Source organism: Mesorhizobium sp. WSM4308 (assembly GCF_002294905.1).
Classification (GTDB): domain Bacteria; phylum Pseudomonadota; class Alphaproteobacteria; order Rhizobiales; family Rhizobiaceae; genus Mesorhizobium.
Genome location: NZ_NSFW01000019.1, coordinates 112,663 through 131,085, shown reverse-complemented (window position 1 = coordinate 131,085; position 18,423 = coordinate 112,663). Strand labels below are relative to the sequence as shown.

Annotated in this window: 12 protein-coding genes and 1 pseudogene; 10 read left to right on the top strand and 3 right to left on the bottom strand. The window is 57.8% G+C overall.

All coding sequences use genetic code 11. From position 1 onward, the window contains the following. Positions 1-79 precede the first annotated feature (79 nt). Positions 80-2,194: a hypothetical protein gene (locus tag CK227_RS29485; protein ID WP_224570035.1), complete on the bottom strand. Its 2,115-nt coding sequence runs from the start codon at positions 2,192-2,194 to the stop codon at positions 80-82. 1,348 nt (positions 2,195-3,542) lie between these two features. Between CK227_RS29485 and CK227_RS29480 the strand changes: the two genes are divergently transcribed. The 6 genes from CK227_RS29480 to CK227_RS29455 all read left to right on the top strand — a co-directional run bounded on the left by CK227_RS29480 (position 3,543) and on the right by CK227_RS29455 (position 9,451). Next, entirely contained in the window at positions 3,543-3,872 is a 330-nt protein-coding gene (locus CK227_RS29480; RefSeq protein ID WP_081714433.1) for a hypothetical protein, read from the top strand. A gap of 71 nt (positions 3,873-3,943) precedes the next feature. Beyond that, positions 3,944-4,186, top strand: coding sequence for a nodulation protein NopA (locus CK227_RS37545; protein WP_224570034.1), 243 nt, complete (start codon positions 3,944-3,946; stop codon positions 4,184-4,186). A 117-nt stretch (positions 4,187-4,303) separates the two neighbouring features. Then, on the top strand, positions 4,304-5,194 hold the full coding sequence (locus CK227_RS29470; RefSeq protein WP_024505382.1) for a hypothetical protein: 891 nt from the start codon (positions 4,304-4,306) through the stop codon (positions 5,192-5,194). A gap of 232 nt (positions 5,195-5,426) precedes the next feature. Further along, complete coding sequence (sctV, locus tag CK227_RS29465; protein WP_063169272.1) at positions 5,427-7,490, top strand: type III secretion system export apparatus subunit SctV; 2,064 nt, start codon at positions 5,427-5,429, stop codon at positions 7,488-7,490. Positions 7,491-7,543: 53 nt separating this feature from the next. Then, positions 7,544-8,086: a tetratricopeptide repeat protein gene (locus CK227_RS29460; RefSeq protein ID WP_082826568.1), complete on the top strand. Its 543-nt coding sequence runs from the start codon at positions 7,544-7,546 to the stop codon at positions 8,084-8,086. An 894-nt stretch (positions 8,087-8,980) separates the two neighbouring features. After that, on the top strand, positions 8,981-9,451 hold the full coding sequence (locus CK227_RS29455) for a MucR family transcriptional regulator (RefSeq protein ID WP_024505385.1): 471 nt from the start codon (positions 8,981-8,983) through the stop codon (positions 9,449-9,451). Between the two features lie 228 nt (positions 9,452-9,679). Here CK227_RS29455 and CK227_RS29450 read toward each other — a convergent pair whose 3' ends face one another. Both CK227_RS29450 and CK227_RS29440 read right to left on the bottom strand, forming a co-directional pair. After that, complete coding sequence (locus tag CK227_RS29450; protein WP_008874821.1) at positions 9,680-9,892, bottom strand: cold-shock protein; 213 nt, start codon at positions 9,890-9,892, stop codon at positions 9,680-9,682. Positions 9,893-11,435: 1,543 nt separating this feature from the next. Next, positions 11,436-12,557 carry a DUF418 domain-containing protein gene (locus CK227_RS29440; RefSeq protein ID WP_063169274.1) on the bottom strand — a complete coding sequence of 374 codons (1,122 nt, stop codon included), beginning with the start codon at positions 12,555-12,557 and terminating at the stop codon, positions 11,436-11,438. Between the two features lie 751 nt (positions 12,558-13,308). Between CK227_RS29440 and CK227_RS29435 the strand changes: the two genes are divergently transcribed. The 4 genes and pseudogenes from CK227_RS29435 to CK227_RS29420 all read left to right on the top strand — a co-directional run bounded on the left by CK227_RS29435 (position 13,309) and on the right by CK227_RS29420 (position 17,048). After that, on the top strand, positions 13,309-13,767 hold the full coding sequence (locus CK227_RS29435; RefSeq protein WP_224570033.1) for a response regulator transcription factor: 459 nt from the start codon (positions 13,309-13,311) through the stop codon (positions 13,765-13,767). Between the two features lie 244 nt (positions 13,768-14,011). Further along, positions 14,012-14,444 (top strand): annotated as a pseudogene (locus tag CK227_RS29430) (helix-turn-helix domain-containing protein); the annotation flags it as partial. 619 nt (positions 14,445-15,063) lie between these two features. After that, entirely contained in the window at positions 15,064-15,723 is a 660-nt protein-coding gene (locus CK227_RS29425) for a response regulator transcription factor (protein ID WP_024505389.1), read from the top strand. Next, positions 15,720-17,048, top strand: coding sequence for a HAMP domain-containing sensor histidine kinase (locus tag CK227_RS29420; RefSeq protein ID WP_063169275.1), 1,329 nt, complete (start codon positions 15,720-15,722; stop codon positions 17,046-17,048). The genes CK227_RS29425 and CK227_RS29420 overlap by 4 nt, the downstream gene beginning before the upstream one ends. Positions 17,049-18,423 lie beyond the last annotated feature (1,375 nt).

The following is an 18,423-nucleotide window of genomic DNA, read 5'->3' as shown; positions in this document are numbered from 1 at the left end:
CGCGCAGCGGCATTCGCGGTTTGGCCAGGAGAAATGCTCGCTGACTCACAGCGTGGCCGGCCGCATTCTGAGTGCCCTGTCATGCAGCCTGCGCCGACGGGAGCTCGGCACGCGAATGGCGTGGTTGGCGGCCAAGCCCTGAGGTCAACAAGGACTTACAGAAAGCGGGGGTGAGTTTGCCGCGATGAATTATGACCTTCTCGCGACCGGACCTAGCATCGGCTTCCTCTCGCTCTCGATTGTAGCCGCGCTGTTCGTTGGATTTAACGTGGCAAGCGGTGAATTCGGAATCAGCCAGCCCTTCCAAGTTTCTGGCCATGACGGGGCGACTCGTGTGGATGTGCACCCACATCGGGCTCGGCATCGCACCATTGACCAGCATCTTGGGCTGCAGCTTCATCTCAAACAGCTTTCCTGGCTCGCCACGCAGCGCGACCGGTGCCTCCGGCGGCATCAATTCGTCGGCATTGCACAAATGTTCCAGGTATTTTTGCGCCGGAAATGCGTAGGTCTTCATGCAATCAGTCGTAATGCCGGCTTTTCCTTCATTCAATGCGTTGGCCTGTCCCAGCACCATGTTCAGCAACCCTTTGAGCTGGTCTGTGCGTTCGTGCACTTTGGGTAGCTGGGTGGAGGTGAGTAGCAGGCGTACATTACGCCCCTGCAACCCGGCGAGACAGGTTTGCATCTCAATGGCCTGGGCTCGCAGGTACTGGGCCACATCGTCCACGACCTTACCGGCCTCCTCAGGCTTCATCTGGCGCACTTGGGAGACGACGCTTTGCTGACCGGCCAGATCGAACTGCAAAAGTTCGTCCAATCGTTTGAGCCGCTCCGTCAATACCTCCATTGACAACGCGGCGCCCCCGATTGTCGAGCCTGCCCCCGACGAACTCGCAGCCACCTCTTGCGCTCTCACCTGTGTACTCGCAACTTGATCCGAGCGCGCGAGAACCTTGGCTGCTGGCACTGTGCCGGCGTTCGCAGCGACTGGTGTTGATGGCTGCCCGGCGGCAGAAGTCCCGGCGCGAGCTGCCGACTTATGCTTTGACTTCCCTTTCCTTCGCGCTGTAGTGCCTTCTGACACTGCAGCCGTACCAGCAGTGTCAGCCGGTATCGCAGCGCCTGCCCTGGCCGGCATCGCAGCGCCCGCCTGGGCCTGTGGCGCCATGATGGCTGACGGCGGAGACTGCAGGTTCAACAAGTGCATGGCATCGTGCGCAGTGATCCATGCATCGTCCACGATCCGTTCGAACAGTTTCAATGGGAGGCCGGCATCTGGGTAGGTATGGCTTAGCTTGGTATGCACCTCGTGCAACGCCAATCCAAAATCCGAAAGCCGCTCCATGATTTTTTCTACAACCGCGCAATCATGAGCGTTGAGTGTTTTGCCATCATCCATTATGCCCTTCGCCAAAGAGAGGGCGCGAAGAGCTTCTTGAGCGGCGCTTGCCATCAGCTGCACCACTCCATTTCGACCGACGAGGAGTTCCTTCAAATCTGGCTCGAACCTGCTCGCCCGCAGTTCAATCTTGGCCCGCGCAAGACCGATCCGCTCACGGACCAGCCAGATCCTGACACTCAGTACCGAGCCGGCACGCAGCCGCAGTGCGCACCGCTCGGCTTCCCGCATCACGGGCGTTCCACTGGATAGGCTAGCGGTGGCAGCGCAGGCGGATCGCTGCCGTTCGGAGCGCCATGCCTTTTTTTCCCACCACTTAATTGCCGCCGTATGGTGGTTCTCCACATTTAAAATCAACAGCTCCTGCCGGTCCGCCTGGGAGTAGGAGTAGAGTTTATCGACCATACCTGCCGCTTTCTTGGTCTTTTTGTCCAATTTCGTGATCGTCGACAGGCCAAGTTTGTCTACTTCATTCGCGGCGTCGCACACGATCTGGCAACATCTACGCACCTTGTCGTCTGGCATAATTGTCTGCGCCTCAGCCGCAGGCAGGCTAGCGCGGTACTCCAGAATTGCTGAGGCTGCATCGACGACCCCACTGATCAGCTCCACCGCCTCCTCGGGGACGTCGGTTTTCCTGGCCGCAGCCTCGCAATCAGTCAGTTGTTGAACAAGACTGTTCATTCTGAGCTGTGTCGGACTGATATCTTTATTTGACGATGAGCTGGTGCCTTCCACCTGCGCGGTTGATAGTTGGCTACCGACCGGCGCCATGGCTTCGCCCTCAGACATGGAGGGAGAACCGCGCCGCCTTGCGGCTGCGCCACGTGGCGCTACGGTTCCGCGTGGTGGCGCAGCGGCTCCACGTGGCGGTGTGTTCAGGATTTGATCTTCGCCAATCGAGGCGCCTGGCAGACTTTCGCGGGCATCGCCTGGACCGCGCGCAACTGGAAGGGAGGAGGGCCTCCTATCGGCGTCCCCAGAGCGCATCTGCTCCACAACGGAATCGAATGACTGTCCACCTTCTCCCGCAGCAAGACTTGATTGCGAAAGGGAACTGCTCGCCCGCCCCGCGCGGCTGGCTCCAGTTTCAGCCTGCGATTTCCGTGGTCGGCCAATGCCCTTCATATTGCGTCTCCGTAGTAGGCGAGAATGTGCTGCTATTGTGCTGGCGGCTGACGAGACCAGCGGCATCTTTCGGTTAACGTCACGGTCAGCCAGACCCGCGACGGCGTAATGTTCCCGCCAAAGTGCTTCTCAGTAGCAGGCCAAGATTGGCCCGAGCTCACAGGACTTTCGCAACGTTGCCATCGATGTCCTGAGATTATCAGCGCTTCAGTCCGCCGATTTCCAGGAACAGCGAATGAAATCAGACCAACTCGGCTAGCTCCCCTTCCTAGACACGTGCCTGACGATTTTATTGATGCGTCACTCCTCTCGTTCGCCACCGACAAAGTCACACATTTGCTTCAGAGAAGCGTGTGCGTTGCGTATCACGCGGACCATTTCGATCTATAGTTACAAAAAGTGTCGAGACGGGACCTTTGGATCCGAAGGTCAGGCACGGCCGGCCTAGATAGACCGCTTGGCTGACGATTAGCTGACGATGGGAGTTCTCACGAACAGGGCAAGAAAATCCGACCGCTTCAAGCTTTCGATATGGTGAGAAGAGGATCCGCACCGGCCTCCCAAAGCCGGCAGACCATCCCATGTTCGTACGGTCGCCGACCTTCTCGAAGCCAATGAGCTCACCGCGCCGGGCCGTGATGTGCAGGCGAGAGAATGGTGATGCAAAGACCGAGTTCCTGCTCGTTGCGTGCGCCCGTGGAGCCAGCAAGAATACGGTCATTGCGGTCATGCAGCACGTGGACCGTGTCTCCTGTTCGACACCACAGCATCGAGGATGCAAACGAGCTGCTGCGGCTGCCATTCGGTCGCGGCATGCGTGGACGGCGGGATTGGCCGAACAGCCGAGATCGTGGTCGACTGTTCGATGCGAGAGCAACATCCTGCAGAGCATACGTTTTTGCGCTGGCCGGTTTTTGTCAAAAGCCGTCAGGTTCTCGAAAGCTCCCGCCCTTAGCTTGATCGAGGCTAACCTTTAACACGTCGCCGCCAATGGCAAATGCCGGAGTACCTGATGATAGCAGCAATTGGGAGTGGAGTTGGCAACCTCGGGACTTCCTTGATCCGAAAGGGCCATGGGGATTCGAAATCCGAGCATTCTGGTGATGGCAAGCCGGCTGATGGCAATGATGGCAAGCCAGCTGGTGGGAATGATGGCAAGGCAGCTGGCGGGAACGATCGGGCGGATAACCGGACCGTTTCAAATGATCAACTTCAAGACAACTCACAGTCTGCAGCACAAAGTGAAGCCTTCCAAAGTATCCTGCGATCGTTCGCGTTCCAATTCGCGAACGATGCGATGGCTGAGGCCGATGAAGCTTTGGATGACACAGAAGATGCCTGACGCGGGAAATCCGGCGTGAGGTCATACAGGCCGTTATTGACGGCACAACTCCAACAGAAAAAGGAATGATCATGGCTGCAGTTGATAATAATAAAAAATCAGGCAATACCAATACCAGTAGCGCCGGCAATACCGATAAAACTAACAGTGGCACTCCCGGCAATACAAGCGGAGCTGATGCTACTGCTTTTCAGGCGCAAGTGCAGGAACTAACCAATGTTAGCTTGGAGGCGACGAAAAGGAGTGTCCAGTTGCGCACTCTAACGACCAATCTCCAGACCATCAAGAAGGCCGCCGACGAACGCGTTTCGTAATGTCGGAAGCGGGTTTTAGACTGCCCCCTAGCGCGTCTCCTTATTGACGCGACGTAGTCCCGAAATGAGCCGCATGGCAATTGCCATGCGGCTTCTATCCTGTTTGAGAGATGCTCTGTGGATGACGCCGTTTCCCTCCGTTTCGAAGTGCGTTCGGGGCACTATTGCGGTCTGACCGGCAAGACGGATCTTCAAAAGTGTTTAATCGGCAGCGGCTTCGATGCCGATTTGGTCTTTGTCGAGCAGGGACTGGCACCGCATCACCTTCGTGTAACTCTTCTTGGCAAGTCGATCGAACTGGAGGCGCTTGCACCCGGACTCAGTATCGAGGGCAACCGGAATATCGCCGCAGGCCAGTCCGTTGTTGTGCCCCTTCCTGTCGTCCTGCTCGTAGGCGAGATGTCCATTGCTTTGTCCGTGCAGGATGCAGAGCCGCCTGGTTCGACCGGCATACCGCGCCTACCGATCGGTGTGCTCGCCATGGTCATAATCAGCTCACTCGGGATCGGCGCGCTTTCAGGCACGATCTCCTATCTTGGCAATGCAAGTGGATCGAGCCCCAATTCACTTCGGGCTGAAGTCGCGTCCAGAACGATCAGTCACCGCGCTGACAATGAACTTACGGAGGCAGCGGCCCAAGAGCTGCAGGAGGAAGTCGATCGAGCGGGTCTTCTCGACGTCAAGATTGGGTCGGCAAAGGGTGTTGTGACCGCCGAAGGCACCGTCACGTCTGAATCGGTCATCAGTTGGCAGAAGCTTCAGCAATCGTTCGATCGTCGCACCAAGGGTACTCTAACACTGGTGAACGGAGTGCTCATCAAAGAGGAGAAGGCGCCATCCGCAATCGCGGTCGAAGCTGTGTGGCATGGGGTCCAACCATATATTGTCATCGACAGCGAGAAGTATTTTGTCGGCGCCATTTTGGCTGATGGATGGGTGGTCGAACGTATTGAGGACAGCCGTGTGCTGCTGAGCAGGAATGGCCGCATTGCTGCTCTCCAATATTGAAAGCTCGCAGGCCCCATCAAGCAGCACTCTATGGCCAGCCAAACATCCTGTCGCGCTCGGTGCTGACAAGCTGGCTGCGTTGGAAACATTTGCTGCCCAGCCATTTCGCGCCTGCTTGTGGCTCTCATGCAGGGTCACGCGCTGGCCAAGGCTGAGGCGCCTTCGGAGTTCGAAAGCCACGTTTCATGGCGTAACAGCAGAGTAAGTCTCAACCGATTGCAAAGGTGTCTCGATGGCCAACGTCCTGCGTGACTTCATCAAGCGTGCGCCGGCCAGCCCGGATTTAATGGTTGCGTTGATGCTGCTTCTGGCTGTCGCGATGATGGTCATGCCTATCCCGGTCGTGGTGGTCGACGCCCTGATAGGATTCAATATGGGGTTGGCCATACTGCTGATGATGGTTGCCCTGTATGTCAGTACTCCACTTGATTTTTCCTCTTTGCCCGGCGTTATTTTGATTTCCACTGTATTCCGTCTCGCGCTCACGGTCGCAACGACGCGACTGATCCTGGCCGAGGGGGAGGCCGGCAGCATTATTCATACTTTTGGCGATTTCGTCATTTCAGGCAATATCGTGGTGGGTTTCGTCATATTTCTGGTCGTCACCATGGTGCAATTCATGGTCCTCGCGAAGGGTGCCGAACGGGTGGCAGAAGTGGCGGCGCGTTTCACGCTGGATGCTCTGCCGGGCAAGCAAATGGCGGTCGACGCAGAGCTACGCAACGGCCACATCGATGCCAACGAATCCCGCCGGCGGCGCGCCGAATTGGAGAAGGAAAGCCAACTCTATGGCGCGATGGACGGCGCGATGAAATTTGTGAAGGGCGATTCCATCGCCGGGCTGGTGGTTATCTGCATCAACATGCTGGGTGGAATTTCGATCGGCCTGCTCTCCAAGGGCATGTCCTTCGGCGAGGTACTGCATCACTACACTCTGCTGACGATAGGCGATGCATTGATATCGCAGATTCCGGCCCTTCTGCTCTCCATTACTGCGGCGACCATCGTCACCCGTGTGACTGGGACGGCGAGGATCAACCTCGGTACAGAAATGGTCAGTCAGCTCACGGCCAGCACTCGAGCCTTGCGACTGGCGGCCGGCGTCCTGGTTGTAATGGGGTTCGTTCCTGGGTTTCCCCTCCCCGTCTTTCTGATGCTGGCCGCAGTGTTCGCTGCGGTAAGCATTGTCAAGGCTGATGTGCTGGGCGCCGGCACTGCCGATGCGAAAGGTGGAACTGCAGCGGAGCCTAAGCAAGCCGCGCCTGCGAAGGAATTCCCGATCGCATTTTTTCTAGCGCCAGATCTTATGCAGGCGGTCGATCAAGCCGAATTGCAAAAACATATTGGGCGCGTTTCGCTCCTGGTCACAGCCGATCTGGGCATTATCGTTCCTCGCATCCCTGTCTTGGTTGACGAGCAGCTGCCTGAATCGCAATTCCGAATTGATGTCGAGGGCGTGCCAGTCGAACAGGACGCCTTAGATCCAAACCAGATGGCGCTCCGAGCCGATGTAGCGCACGTCGACTCGAGCGGTGTCCCCCTTAGACGTGAGCCGAAAACGGACAGACTCCCGGTTGAACATACCCCTGCAAAGGCCCTTACGGGCGCCGGCACGGAGCATAGGGCTCCCGGCGAACTCCTCGCCTTGCGCGTCCATGCAGCGTTGACCCGCTACGCACCGCGATTGGTGGGCATCCAAGAGACCCGACATTTCCTGGGCCGAATGGAGCAGGAATATTCTGAGCTTGTGAAAGAGGTGCTACGCACGACGCCGATTCCTCGGATTGCCGATGTTCTGCGCCGCCTCCTGGAGGAAGGTATCCCAATCCGCCACACCCGTCTCGTGTTGGAGGCATTGGCCGAATGGAGCGAGCGTGAGCAGAACGTTGCCCTGCTGACGGAATATGTCCGTTCTGGTTTGAAGCGACAGATCTGCCACCGCCATGCCAACACGGAGGGCATCGTGTCCGCCCTGGTCGTCGAGCGCGAGAGCGAGGATGTGATGCGTGGCGCGGTTCGAGATTCGGATGCAGGCCCCTATCTCGCACTGGAGGATCGGCAAAGCGAAGCGATGCTATCACAGATACGTCAGGTCCTTTCGAACGCAGAACCGGGTCAAACCCGCCCTATTCTGTTGACGTCGATGGATGTCCGACGTTTCGTCCGCGGCTTTCTGACGCGAAACGGGGTTGATCTCGCCGTGCTGTCTTATCAAGACCTCGCCTCCGACTTTACAATTCGCCCCGCAGGATCCGTCACACTCCCGCACGGATCGAACAGCGGATTGTTAGAGTAGTCCCACCTTTCCTAACTGAACGCCACGCGCCTCCCCGATAACTGAGAGATAACATGAATAGTAATACAGTTTCTCCATCGCCTATGTTTCTGCGCCGGAACTCACTTCTTTTTGCCGTACTCGCCATTCTGCCTTTGGGCGGTTGCGCCAGCTGGCAAAAGCCGGCTCTTTCCGTGCAGGAGACATCTTCCCCCGAGTTGCTCAGCGCCGATCAAATCGATCCGGCTATGCGCGAACGCATTTTGCGCGAAGTTGGTCAGGATGTTCAAGAGCGGGCTTTGCGGGATGAGGTGAAGCAGCACCCGGACAATGTTGATGCGGCGATACGACTTACAAATGCCTTGGTGGGCCAGAAGCGCCCGCACGAAGCGGTTGAGGTGCTCGACAGCGTCTTGGTTGCAGCCCCAGGAAACGTACGTGCATTGAATGCGAAGGGCGTGATTTTGGACATTGAGGGGCGGCATGACGCGGCACAGGCCCTGTATCGGCGAGCTCTCGAAAACGAGCCAGGCAATCAGATGGTGCAGCATAACTTCAATCTGTCGCTTGCCTTTAACGGCAAGTCCGAACAACCAAGGTTAGCACGATCGCAATAGGTGGGCACAGTGCATGCGCAGCCTGTTCCCCGGCTCGAACACGCGCTCGGCTCCCATCATAGATGGCCCCCTGAAGAGAGCCATATCTATGCAAAACAGTTGCTCCAGATCTGGCCGGCAGAGATCGGCAGGAGAGCCGGATGACATCACGCGGCCACCCGCAAGGCCACCCGCCTCGCTTCGTTGCCAGAGCGCCCTCTCCCTCGCCGGTCACCGTCTCGCAATGCGGCGACCTGGCTTAAGGCGGTCGACCGAGCGCCCGATGCAGTAGCCATGAATACGTAACGCAGCGATGGACCCGCCGGATCGTGTCGCGCTTGTGCTGGCCGTCCCTGCCATTACAGCACGGTGATTGTAGCTGGATCATATTCTAGAGGCATCGATGGTGTGGATGCCTTCGATCCAAACAATCGATTTGTTGAATTCGTCCGCCTGAGGAAATTAGCTGCGGCGATCCGACTTCCGACGCCTGCAGGCGCAAAACCAACAGCGTGAGCGCTGCGGGTCCGGAGGCAGGCTGCAAAGTGCAATCACCAGCGCTGATAAGCGGCAAGTGAAGAATGTATCGCTCGGGCAACTCCTGTGTTGTGCACGGTTGCCCCGCGAGGTGAACTGTAGCAGCTTGGCAGCTCAGCGTTCACGAAAGGAGAAAAGATTTGGGGCCAAGCAAAGACCGGCTTTTTTGATTGTCTTGCTGTATCGCTATGGTGGGGCGGGCGCGACCGCTCCCATAATTCAATACGCTGCCTTTAGCGATGGACGATGACGGGATGCGTCGCCGAGACTTCAATGGTGGAGGAGCAGCGCACCCGTCGATCCATTTGCTTTCAGCGGCAACCGCCACTATGAAGCGACACTTCGCCCAACTGTGTTTCAAGCTGCCCGGAGAAGTTTATGACAGAAGAACCCCACAAGACCGACATCCTCATCGAGCTCACTGCCGATGTTGTATCAGCCTACGTCTCCAACAACCCCGTCCCGGCGGGGGAGCTTCCTGCCCTGATCGCCCAAGTGCACGGGGCTCTAAACGGCACGGCTGGACTCATACCGGCAGAAGAGCCTGTGCCTGTAAAAAAACCTGCTGTCCCGATCAAAAAGTCGATCGAACCGGACTACATCATTAGCCTTGAAGACGGCAAGAAATTCAAATCGCTAAAGCGCCATCTGGCGACGCACTATGGTCTGACCCCAGACGAATATCGCGCCAAATGGGGTCTGCCGTCGGATTATCCCATGGTGGCGCCGAATTACGCCGCTGCGCGCTCCGCCTTGGCCAAGACCATGGGACTCGGCCGCAAACCGAAAGAGCCGGAAGCCCCAGCCACGGCGCCGGCGAAACGGACCCGCAAGAAGGTCGCAGCCTAAATCCGTATCAACAGTCGTTCGGACGCGCAGCAGCCGTTGGCCCAATCTGCGCGGAATCAAAGGGCGGGGATGAGCCCCGCCTTTCCCGTCCAAGAGCCTCATTTCCAGAGTAATTCATGATGGCTCCAGCAATCCCTGCCGCGGCATTAACTTGCATGCTCCGGCCCGGGTTTCGAGCCGTCAATGCGTTCCGGCGATGACGAACCTTGCCAAGGCTTTCCCGGACCGTTAGCCAGCCTTGCTGAGGCTGCCTGCAGAGGACTTTCCCGTGCGGCGATCCTGTTCCACCTCGTAGTTGATCTTCTGGCCCTCATTAAGGGTCGACAGGCCCGCTCGTTCAACAGCGGAAATGTGGACAAAGACATCCTGACCGCCGTTGTCAGGCTGAATAAAACCAAAACCCTTCGTGCTGTTGAACCACTTCACCGTTCCAGTCGCCATATCCATTCCTTTGTAATAAGTCGCAACTTAGGCAGGCCATTCACGCCAGCCTGATTTGTACACGAGACTTTAGGCGCATCAAAATCGGAAAATTGCAAGGCCCACTCGATCGCCTGATCTCCAGCAGCAACTGCAACATATGCGAGGCGCGTGCCAGACGAGGCGTATGCCAGACGTTTCGTCGTGCGCTGTCGCTCGAACGTTGACAGAAACAATGACACACCTTGCAAACTCGGCACATCTTGTGGACGTGCTCGGGTCGCTTCTCGACTGCGATACCCGCTCCTGACCGGGTATCGTCGGCCAAAATGAGAGTTTTTGTCATGTGCCGCCAGACCGAAAGATCAGGCGCGCAGCGACCTGCACATTCAAACCGGAACCCGCGAACCTCGATTAGCTTCTGCCTGCTCCGAAGGGCGGTAGCCTGCTCTGAGGCGGGCCACTGTCGGGTTGAAAACCAACTGTCGGGTTCGGAACCCCAGATTGTCGGCAAGGTACGCGCCGCCCACTGGTTGGCCAAAGGGGCACTGGCTCCTGATCCTGCCGCCATGCTCGCCCGATCTCAACCCGATCAAGACAGGTCTGCTCAAAACTCAAGGCGCGGCTGCGGAAGAAGGCGGCCAAAACTTTCGACGCTCTCTGCGGAACTCTCGGCGATATCTGCCAGCTGTAGGAGCCAAATCAAAAACCATTAATTGCGACAGGTGATTTTATGACATTCATTGCGAAGAGGCCAGAATGAACAGCGGAAGAGAGTAGCAGCTCTCTGGTCGCGGCGAGGTGGATCGTCGACACGATCGGCACCTGGCCCGTGCGGGGATCGCACCGCAGCCAGCACCAGAGCCAGACCTTGACCGCTTGCCTTGCTCAGGCGCCACAACAACGAGTGGCTGGAAGCAGATCCACGTGAACTCAGCGATATCGATCAGACGATGCTTACCCTCATGAAAGCCGATCCCGACGCTGTCCAGCGCCGCGAAATCCTGACCAGCATATGGCGCATCGGATGCCACCGCCTGCACACTCACCATCGACATGCCGGAACTCGGAACCAAAGGCCGCAAGCCTCGCCGGCCTCGGCAAAATGGAGCGGCCGCGCCTTCATCCGGGGCGGCCGGGCCAATGTTCGCCAGGCCCTCTACATGCCCGGCCCTTCGCCCTGCGCTTCAACCCCGACCTCAAGGCAAAATACCAGGCGCTAAAGGCGGCAGGCAAACCCGCAAAGGTCATCATCTTGTTGCGAAAGCTCCTCATCCTAGCAAACGCTCTCCTCAAGGCGCAGCGAAAATGGCCCCTAAAACCCTTGACCGAAACGGATACCTTAGCCTTTCAGGTGAGGCGGGCCGAGATAGACCAACCGCGGGTTTAACTTCGCGAGTTTAAGCTGATTATGCCGATGCAACTCTAGCGCCTGCGCGACCGTTTTAGCTTCCATCAACAAGGCGGCAGGCTGGGAGGAAGTACCCTCCCCTGCCGCGAACAAGCTTTGGACAAAGCCCCACCTTGTCCGTAATGTGATCGGGAGGCCGGGGCGCGGCGGTGCTCAGCGGATGTGACGCGCGAGATCTGCGACCCTACCCATCAGCACTTCCATCGGTCCTCGCTGGAAGATGCGCAGCCAAAGCACCGCAAAAGTGCTGATAACCACAACGAAGCCAAAGAGCGTGGACAGGCTCTCGTCTTTGAAAATGTTTATCTTCATAAGATAGGCTATTCCCGCAATGTGCAGCACATAGGCCGTCAAAGACATCGAGCCGACTGCGATTATTGGCCAGACCAGCTTTCGCAGACGCGGGAGCGCATCCACAGCGAGCATGCAAGCCGCCAAGATGATCATTGCGCAACCGGTGCTGCCCACGATCGAAAGCGTCGTTTCGCTATGAGGTGCGGCTATCCATGACGACTTGACTATAAATGACGACTTGGAAGGCTCAAAAGCGCCGTCAACGTCAGACCACCACAAGGAGGTTTCAGTCAAAGCGCGGGAACTCAGCGCGAGCAAGGATCCCCCATGGCCCAACACGGCCAGCGCGACCCCCGCCAGACCAAGGCGCCAATGCGCTGCTAGCGTATTAAGATTAAGGCGCGCGATGGCCATGCCAGCGATGAGGAAAGGAACCCAGGTCACCGCGGGATAGTAGCCGTTGACCATGAGGTTGAAGACCGGGTCGAGGAGGTTGGGGGCAACCGACAGAAGGGAGGAACGGACTTGCGGGAGAACTAATGCCGTAGCGGCAGCGATCAAGCCCAGCTGATATGCGCTGAGCCGATGGAGCGGCAATACCAACAAGAAGCAAATTCCGTAGTATTCTAGGATGACTTCGACCTGGGTACCGAGGCAGCCCAGGATTGAGCCAAGCGCGAGCAAAACAAGGGCACGAATTGCGACTCTGGCGATGGCCTGTCTACCGGCTATCCCCGACTTCGGCGCCTTGCGACCTGTAATCAGGAGGATTGAAAAACCGGCCAATACGGCAAACAGGGCCGACGGCCGCCCATGGGTTAGTTCCATCAGAAACCCGACTAGTCCTCCTTCGCCGGGGTCGGGACCGAGATGGGCGGCATACATCCCGAAGACAGCCAGGCCCCGAGCGAGGTCGATGCCGACCAGCCGATCTACTACCGACCCATTCCTAGCGTCGGCAACCGGTGCCTTCATTACCATGGTAGATTCCCTTGTTGGGTGTGTGGATCGCGGGAGCCGCGATAGGAGAGCCGGTCGGCTGCTGCCGTCGCCTCGTGAAAGGGTTCAAAACATCGCGCCATCTGGCGCATCGAGCCGGCGACAGAGCTGTTCAGCCATTAGCCTGGGGTAAGAACAACAGATCGGCTCACAAAGCCTGTGTCACGGACCTGAAAAGTGGTGTCGCGGAACCGTCGTTTTTTGCATGATGGCTAAGCCGAGAGATCCACTGCACCGACGAGAGACTCAGCGACGTTAGATATCCGATCAGTACGCCGCGGCTCCGCCGGTGACGATCACCCCGGGTGTCAAGGCCAGGGCGTAAACCTGCCATAATCTGTGGTAGTGCGCCCGCGACCAATCCGTTCGACAAAGCTCGGCGCATGGTCGAGCCAATCATATTCTTCCATGTGGCTGTTGCCTGAAAAACCGAAGACGCCGTTCGCTGGTCCAGCTCCAGACCTCGGCCTGCGTCGGTCATTAGAACCGGCGCGCCTGTTTCCCAAATCAATTTGCTGATGCAGCCGCCGGGGGTCACATTGAGCAAAAGTGCCGAGTTCAGGACGGGTTTCATAGGGGCTCTTCGTTTGGCTTTGTTAACGACCCCTTTCTTGCAAGTTGTAGCTGACAGCAGCCTGAAAGCTCCCCAAATAATTCGCTGCCGCCGGTTCAGCCTATTGTCAGCTTCGACCAATAAGATGGGAGCCTTGCCCTCATACCGGAGCTCGGCAGCATGATGCGAATACTGCTCACTGAAGACGATAAGGACCTTGGAAGTGCTATGCACGATCATTTGGTGGCTGGTGGCCACGCGGTCGACTGGGCCAAGAACCTGTCCGAAGCGCGCGATTATGCAGCTGTGGTCGGCTACGACCTTATTTTGCTCGACGTTCACCTGCCGGACGGCAATGGGATCGACTATCTGCGGGAGCTGATCAAGGAACTTGAATCGGCACCGGTCATCATTCTGACAGCCTGCGATCGGATTTCGCATCGCATCGAGGGCTTCAACGCTGGAGCCGACGACTATTTGGTCAAGCCGTTCGATCTGGGGGAACTCTCAGCGCGTATCCATGCAGTGGCACGTCGCCATGGGCATTTTCCGGAGCCGCAATTTTCGGTTGGGACGCTTTCCATACAGGCAGCCGAGCGACGCCTCTTCCGCGACGGGCAGGAGGTCTACCTGACTTGACGCGGATGGGCGGTGCTCGACTACCGTCTGCCCCAGCCCTGCACGGTCGTTTCAAAAGGGAAGATCGTGGACGCGCTTTTCGGCAGACGGCGCTGATTCATACTCTAAAAGAAAATTCGGCTTCCAGTTGCCTTGGCCATGACTTTCCTTCCCGAGAGATGGGTGACAGTTCATTCCGGATAGATGGGTTACACTTTCGGCCCTTTGCAAGGAGAGCAAGGTGCCTTGGAAGGAGTGTAACGTCATGGAAGAGCGGCTGAAGTTCGTCGCCCGGCTGCTGGACGCGAGAAGATGGCGGTGCTTTGCCGGGAGTTCGATATCTCGCGCAAGACCGGCTACAAGATCCTCACGCGCTACAACGACAGCGGCCTGGAGGGCTGACGGACCGATCGCGGCGGCCCTATCGCCACGCCAATCAGCTTCCGTTTCAAATCGAGAAGCTGATTGTGCGCCTCAAGCAAGACAAGCCGACATGGGGTGCGCCGAAGATACGCGAGCGGCTGGCCCGGCTGTATCCGGATGTGCACCGGCCCGCGATCTCGGCCGTGCATGCCGTGCTCGACCGCCACGGCATGGTCGAGCGCCGCAAGCGCAGGCGCAACAGGGCGACGGGGACACCACTTTCAAACGGCTGTCGCCCTAACGATCTTTGGTGTGCCGACTACAAGGGCGAGTTCGGCAGAGAACACGGCCGGGACAGGGGATCACAAACACTTGACCGTTCCAGACCCTGGCAGTGGCGCATCGATTGACCGTTGGCTCTGTTCGTGGGCACCGAAAATAGGGCCTTCTTGGTCCTCGGCAGAGAATATGGCCCGGACGGGGGATAACAAACACTTGACCGTTCCAGACTCTGGCAGTGGCGCATCGATTGACCGTCGACTCTGTTCGCGAGCGCCGAAAATACGGACGACCCCTATGGTCAAAGTGCACTTCTGACCTGCTAGGCACTGTTCGATAACTGGAGGCACCCGCTACGGTGCCCTCGTATTTAAGACACCTGTCAGTTTCAAGCCTGGACATTGACGCGTGGCGCGGCTGCCATTCGTTGACCGCCACGTCGAATTGCCCGCCAACCAGTGTACAGCCGCCGGTGGTCACATTGAGCAAAAGTGCCGAGATCAGGAGGGGTTTCATAAGGCCTCTTCGTTTGGCTTTGTTAACGACCCCTTTCTTGCAATTGTAGCTGACAGCAGCCTGAAAGCCCCCAGATATTCGCTGGCGCCGGTTCAGCCTACTGTCAGCTTCGATCAATAAGGCAGGAGCCTTGCCCTCATACCGGAGCTCGGCAGCCTGATGCGAATACTGCTCATTGAAGACGACGACGACCTTAGAAGTGCTGTGCACGATCATTTGGTGGCTGGTGGCCACGCGGTCGACTGGGCCGAGGGCCTGTCCGGAGCGCGCGGTCATGCAGCTGTGGCCGGCTACGACGTTATTTTGCTCGACGTTCACCTGCCGGACGGCAATGGCATCGACTATCTGCGGGAGCTGATCAAGGGGCTTGATACAACGCCGGTCATCATTCTGACAGCCCGCGATCGGATTTCGCATCGCATCGAGGGGCTCAACGCTGGCGCCGACGACTATTTGGTCAAGCCGTTCGATCTGGGGGAACTCTCGGCACGCATCCGTGCAGTGGCACGTCGCCAAGGGCATTTTCCGGAGCCGCAATTTTCGGTTGGGACGCTTTCCATACAGGCAGCCGAGCGACGCCTCTTCCGCGACGGGCAGGAGGTCCACCTGTCTGGACGCGAATGGGCGGTGCTCGACTGCCTTCTACGCCGGCCCGGTTCGGTCGTTTCAAAGGGGAGGATCGAGCACGCGCTTTATTCATTCAATTCGGAGTTCGAGAGCAACACAGTGGAGGTTTATGTCAGCCGGCTCCGCAAGAAGATCGGCGGGGATAGAATAGCAACCGTGCGTGGCTCCGGATACAGGCTCGTGGTCACATGACGAACTCGAACAGCATGACGAGAAAGCTGATATCGTGGTTAGGCGGGGCAACGCTCCTGGTTTGGATCGCCGCCCCAACCATTGCTGCGTTCATTTTTTGCAATAATGTAAACGAAAGTTCGGATGACTTGCTCCAGGGGAGCGCAGAGTACAGAGAACCAGAGCTGATCAAGGTCTTGAATGGAAAACACGTTGATCAATACAATAACCACTTGCCAACTTATGAAAAGTACTGGACCTATCGTGAGCAGGTTATTAATAAGTACGGGGTAGTGCTTATTTCTGAACCGGAAGAGGGTCAGCAGCCCTTCCCTGATGCTCCCCTGAGTAACGGCTTTTGGCGAAACGCTGATTACCGCGTCTACACAGAGGAGATCCAAGACGGCGTGTATCATCAGTTGGCCGAACCGCTTGATGGCCGCCGTACCACAATCGCGAAGGGCGCACTTTTTGTCTTCCTTCCGACACTCGTGCTCCTGCCCTTTAGCTTAGCTGTTTGGTGGATCGTGATCCGGCGCTCGCTGCGGCCAATCGAGGTACTGCGACAGCAGATCGGATCGCGCGACGGCGGCAATCTGTCACCAATGGACTTGGGCGATTTCCCGGCAGAGTTGGCTCCAATCGCGGCATCCGTCAATCGGCTTCTCGATCGTCTGCGGGCGGCTCTCGAGGCCGAACGCGAGTTCGCCGCAAACAGTGCGCATGAACTGCGCACGCCGATCGCAGGTTCAATCGCTCAGATGCAGAGATTAGTGGCCGAGCTTCCCAATGGGTCGGCCAAAATGCGTGCGCGCGGCATCGAGCAAGCGCTGTCGAGCCTTGGCCGCCTTGTCGAAAAAGTGCTTCAGCTCGCTCAAGCCGAATCGGGGGTTGGCATGGCGGATCACGCGATCGATCTTGTCCGATCGGTTCGGCTGGAAATCGATGACCTGAGGAAAAAGCCGCAATATGCCGGACGCCTGCATCTTAACGTCGACGGCTGCCCCACTTTGATGCGCAAAGTGGATGTCGATGCGTTTGGGATCCTCCTTCGTAACCTGATCGAGAATGCGCTGATACATGGACTGCCCACTGTTCCGACAACAGTTTCCGTCCAAACTGATGGAACCATCGCTATTGCAAACGCCGGACCGGTGGTGCCCCTCCCCGACCTCGAAGGGCTTACAAAGCGATTTAGTCGTGGTGCTACTCCTGCTGCGGGCTCAGGCCTTGGTCTACATATCGCTAACATGGTTATCCAGCGGATCGGTGGCAGTCTAGAGCTTGCGTCGCCCGCCCGCGGTCGCAATGATGGTTTCGAGGCGATCATACGAATTCCTCAATGACACCGGTGAATTCGACGACAGTTGGACACAGGGCGGATTGCTGGCAAGGCTGCTGACAGGGCGAACTGTACGGCAGTATGTATACGGCGTAGAAATCGTACTTCACACAACGCATTTCGGCCGCGGCAATCAATGCCGCTATCATCGTCTGAGCAGTTCGATCGAAGCGACACGACATGATCGGCAAAATCGAAGGCTCCGCCTCACCGCTCGCTCGATTTCGCCCGGGGAGAAAAAAGGCCATCCGAGAAAGTGCAAGCCGCCGCGCAAAGGCGACGTGTCCAATTGTCTGGGTGCCCCTGTGCGCCGGCCCGATCGGGTTGGCGCAGGTCCAGTAAGGACCCGGACCAACCATTCCATTTAGACGACCGGCAGGTTTTAATCGGCGTCCGGATCGCCGTCCCAAAATGCCCCAAGTATACGGCTAGAAAGGCTGCCAACGATCGAGCTTTGGTCGGAGGCGTGCTTGTCAGCGTCTTGGGTGCTTGACCGGCCTTTGCAATGGCCATCGCCATCGCAAGTATCGTGCGTGGCCAGTGAGACCGCAATTTCATCAGCCTGGAGCCGACCGTATCGGTGCTTTTTTATGATTTAGGGATTTTTCGTTTTCCTCTTGGATCATCACGGGTTTGGAGAGGATCTGGTGTTAAGTGCCATTCGGAGCGCCGGCGAACGGCCCGAAATTAATGTGGTCGAGTGATGAAGCCTCCCGAATGCGTTAAACGAGACCCTTTATGGCGGCCCTGGCTGACAACAGTCTGAAAGCTGCAAGCGGCATGCGAAAATGGGGCGATCCTGAATGACGACAGATGCTATCAACATGAAAGAGGCTCGCCCTGAAAGCTGAGCACGCTTTATGCTCAGGCTGCTGACAAGGCCAAAGCAGCGTAAGTGCGTAGTGAAATCCAAGGTCCACATGGGTCGTCGCGCGTCCCATGCGCCTGGGAAGGCGCCGGCCCGGCCAAGCTTTCCCAGCTCGTCCGCATGATGCTTCGCTGAGCGTCAATGGACGTTGGCGCGAGACCAAGGCGTCGTGCGTTGCAATCCGGACGGTCCAGGGTATCAGGAGTTTCACGGCCTCGGCCCGCTTGGCTGGCCACAGTTGAAGCTCCAACGTACCGGCTGGCACCGGGAAATTGGGCTCTGCGCTGCCTCAACGCTGATGGCACGGTCAATGCTTGCCTACCGATGGGGCCGCCCATGCCGTGATGCTGTCGGTCGACGTTCGCAAACCAGACCCTCGCGAGACCCAGCGAAGGGGCTCGCCGGTACGACGAGGGACCTTACCTCTTTATGCGCGGCATCATTATCGAGGATGACATGTTGCCTTACACGTCGTCCCTCGCGCTCGGGTCTTTGTGGGGCGGATGAAGTC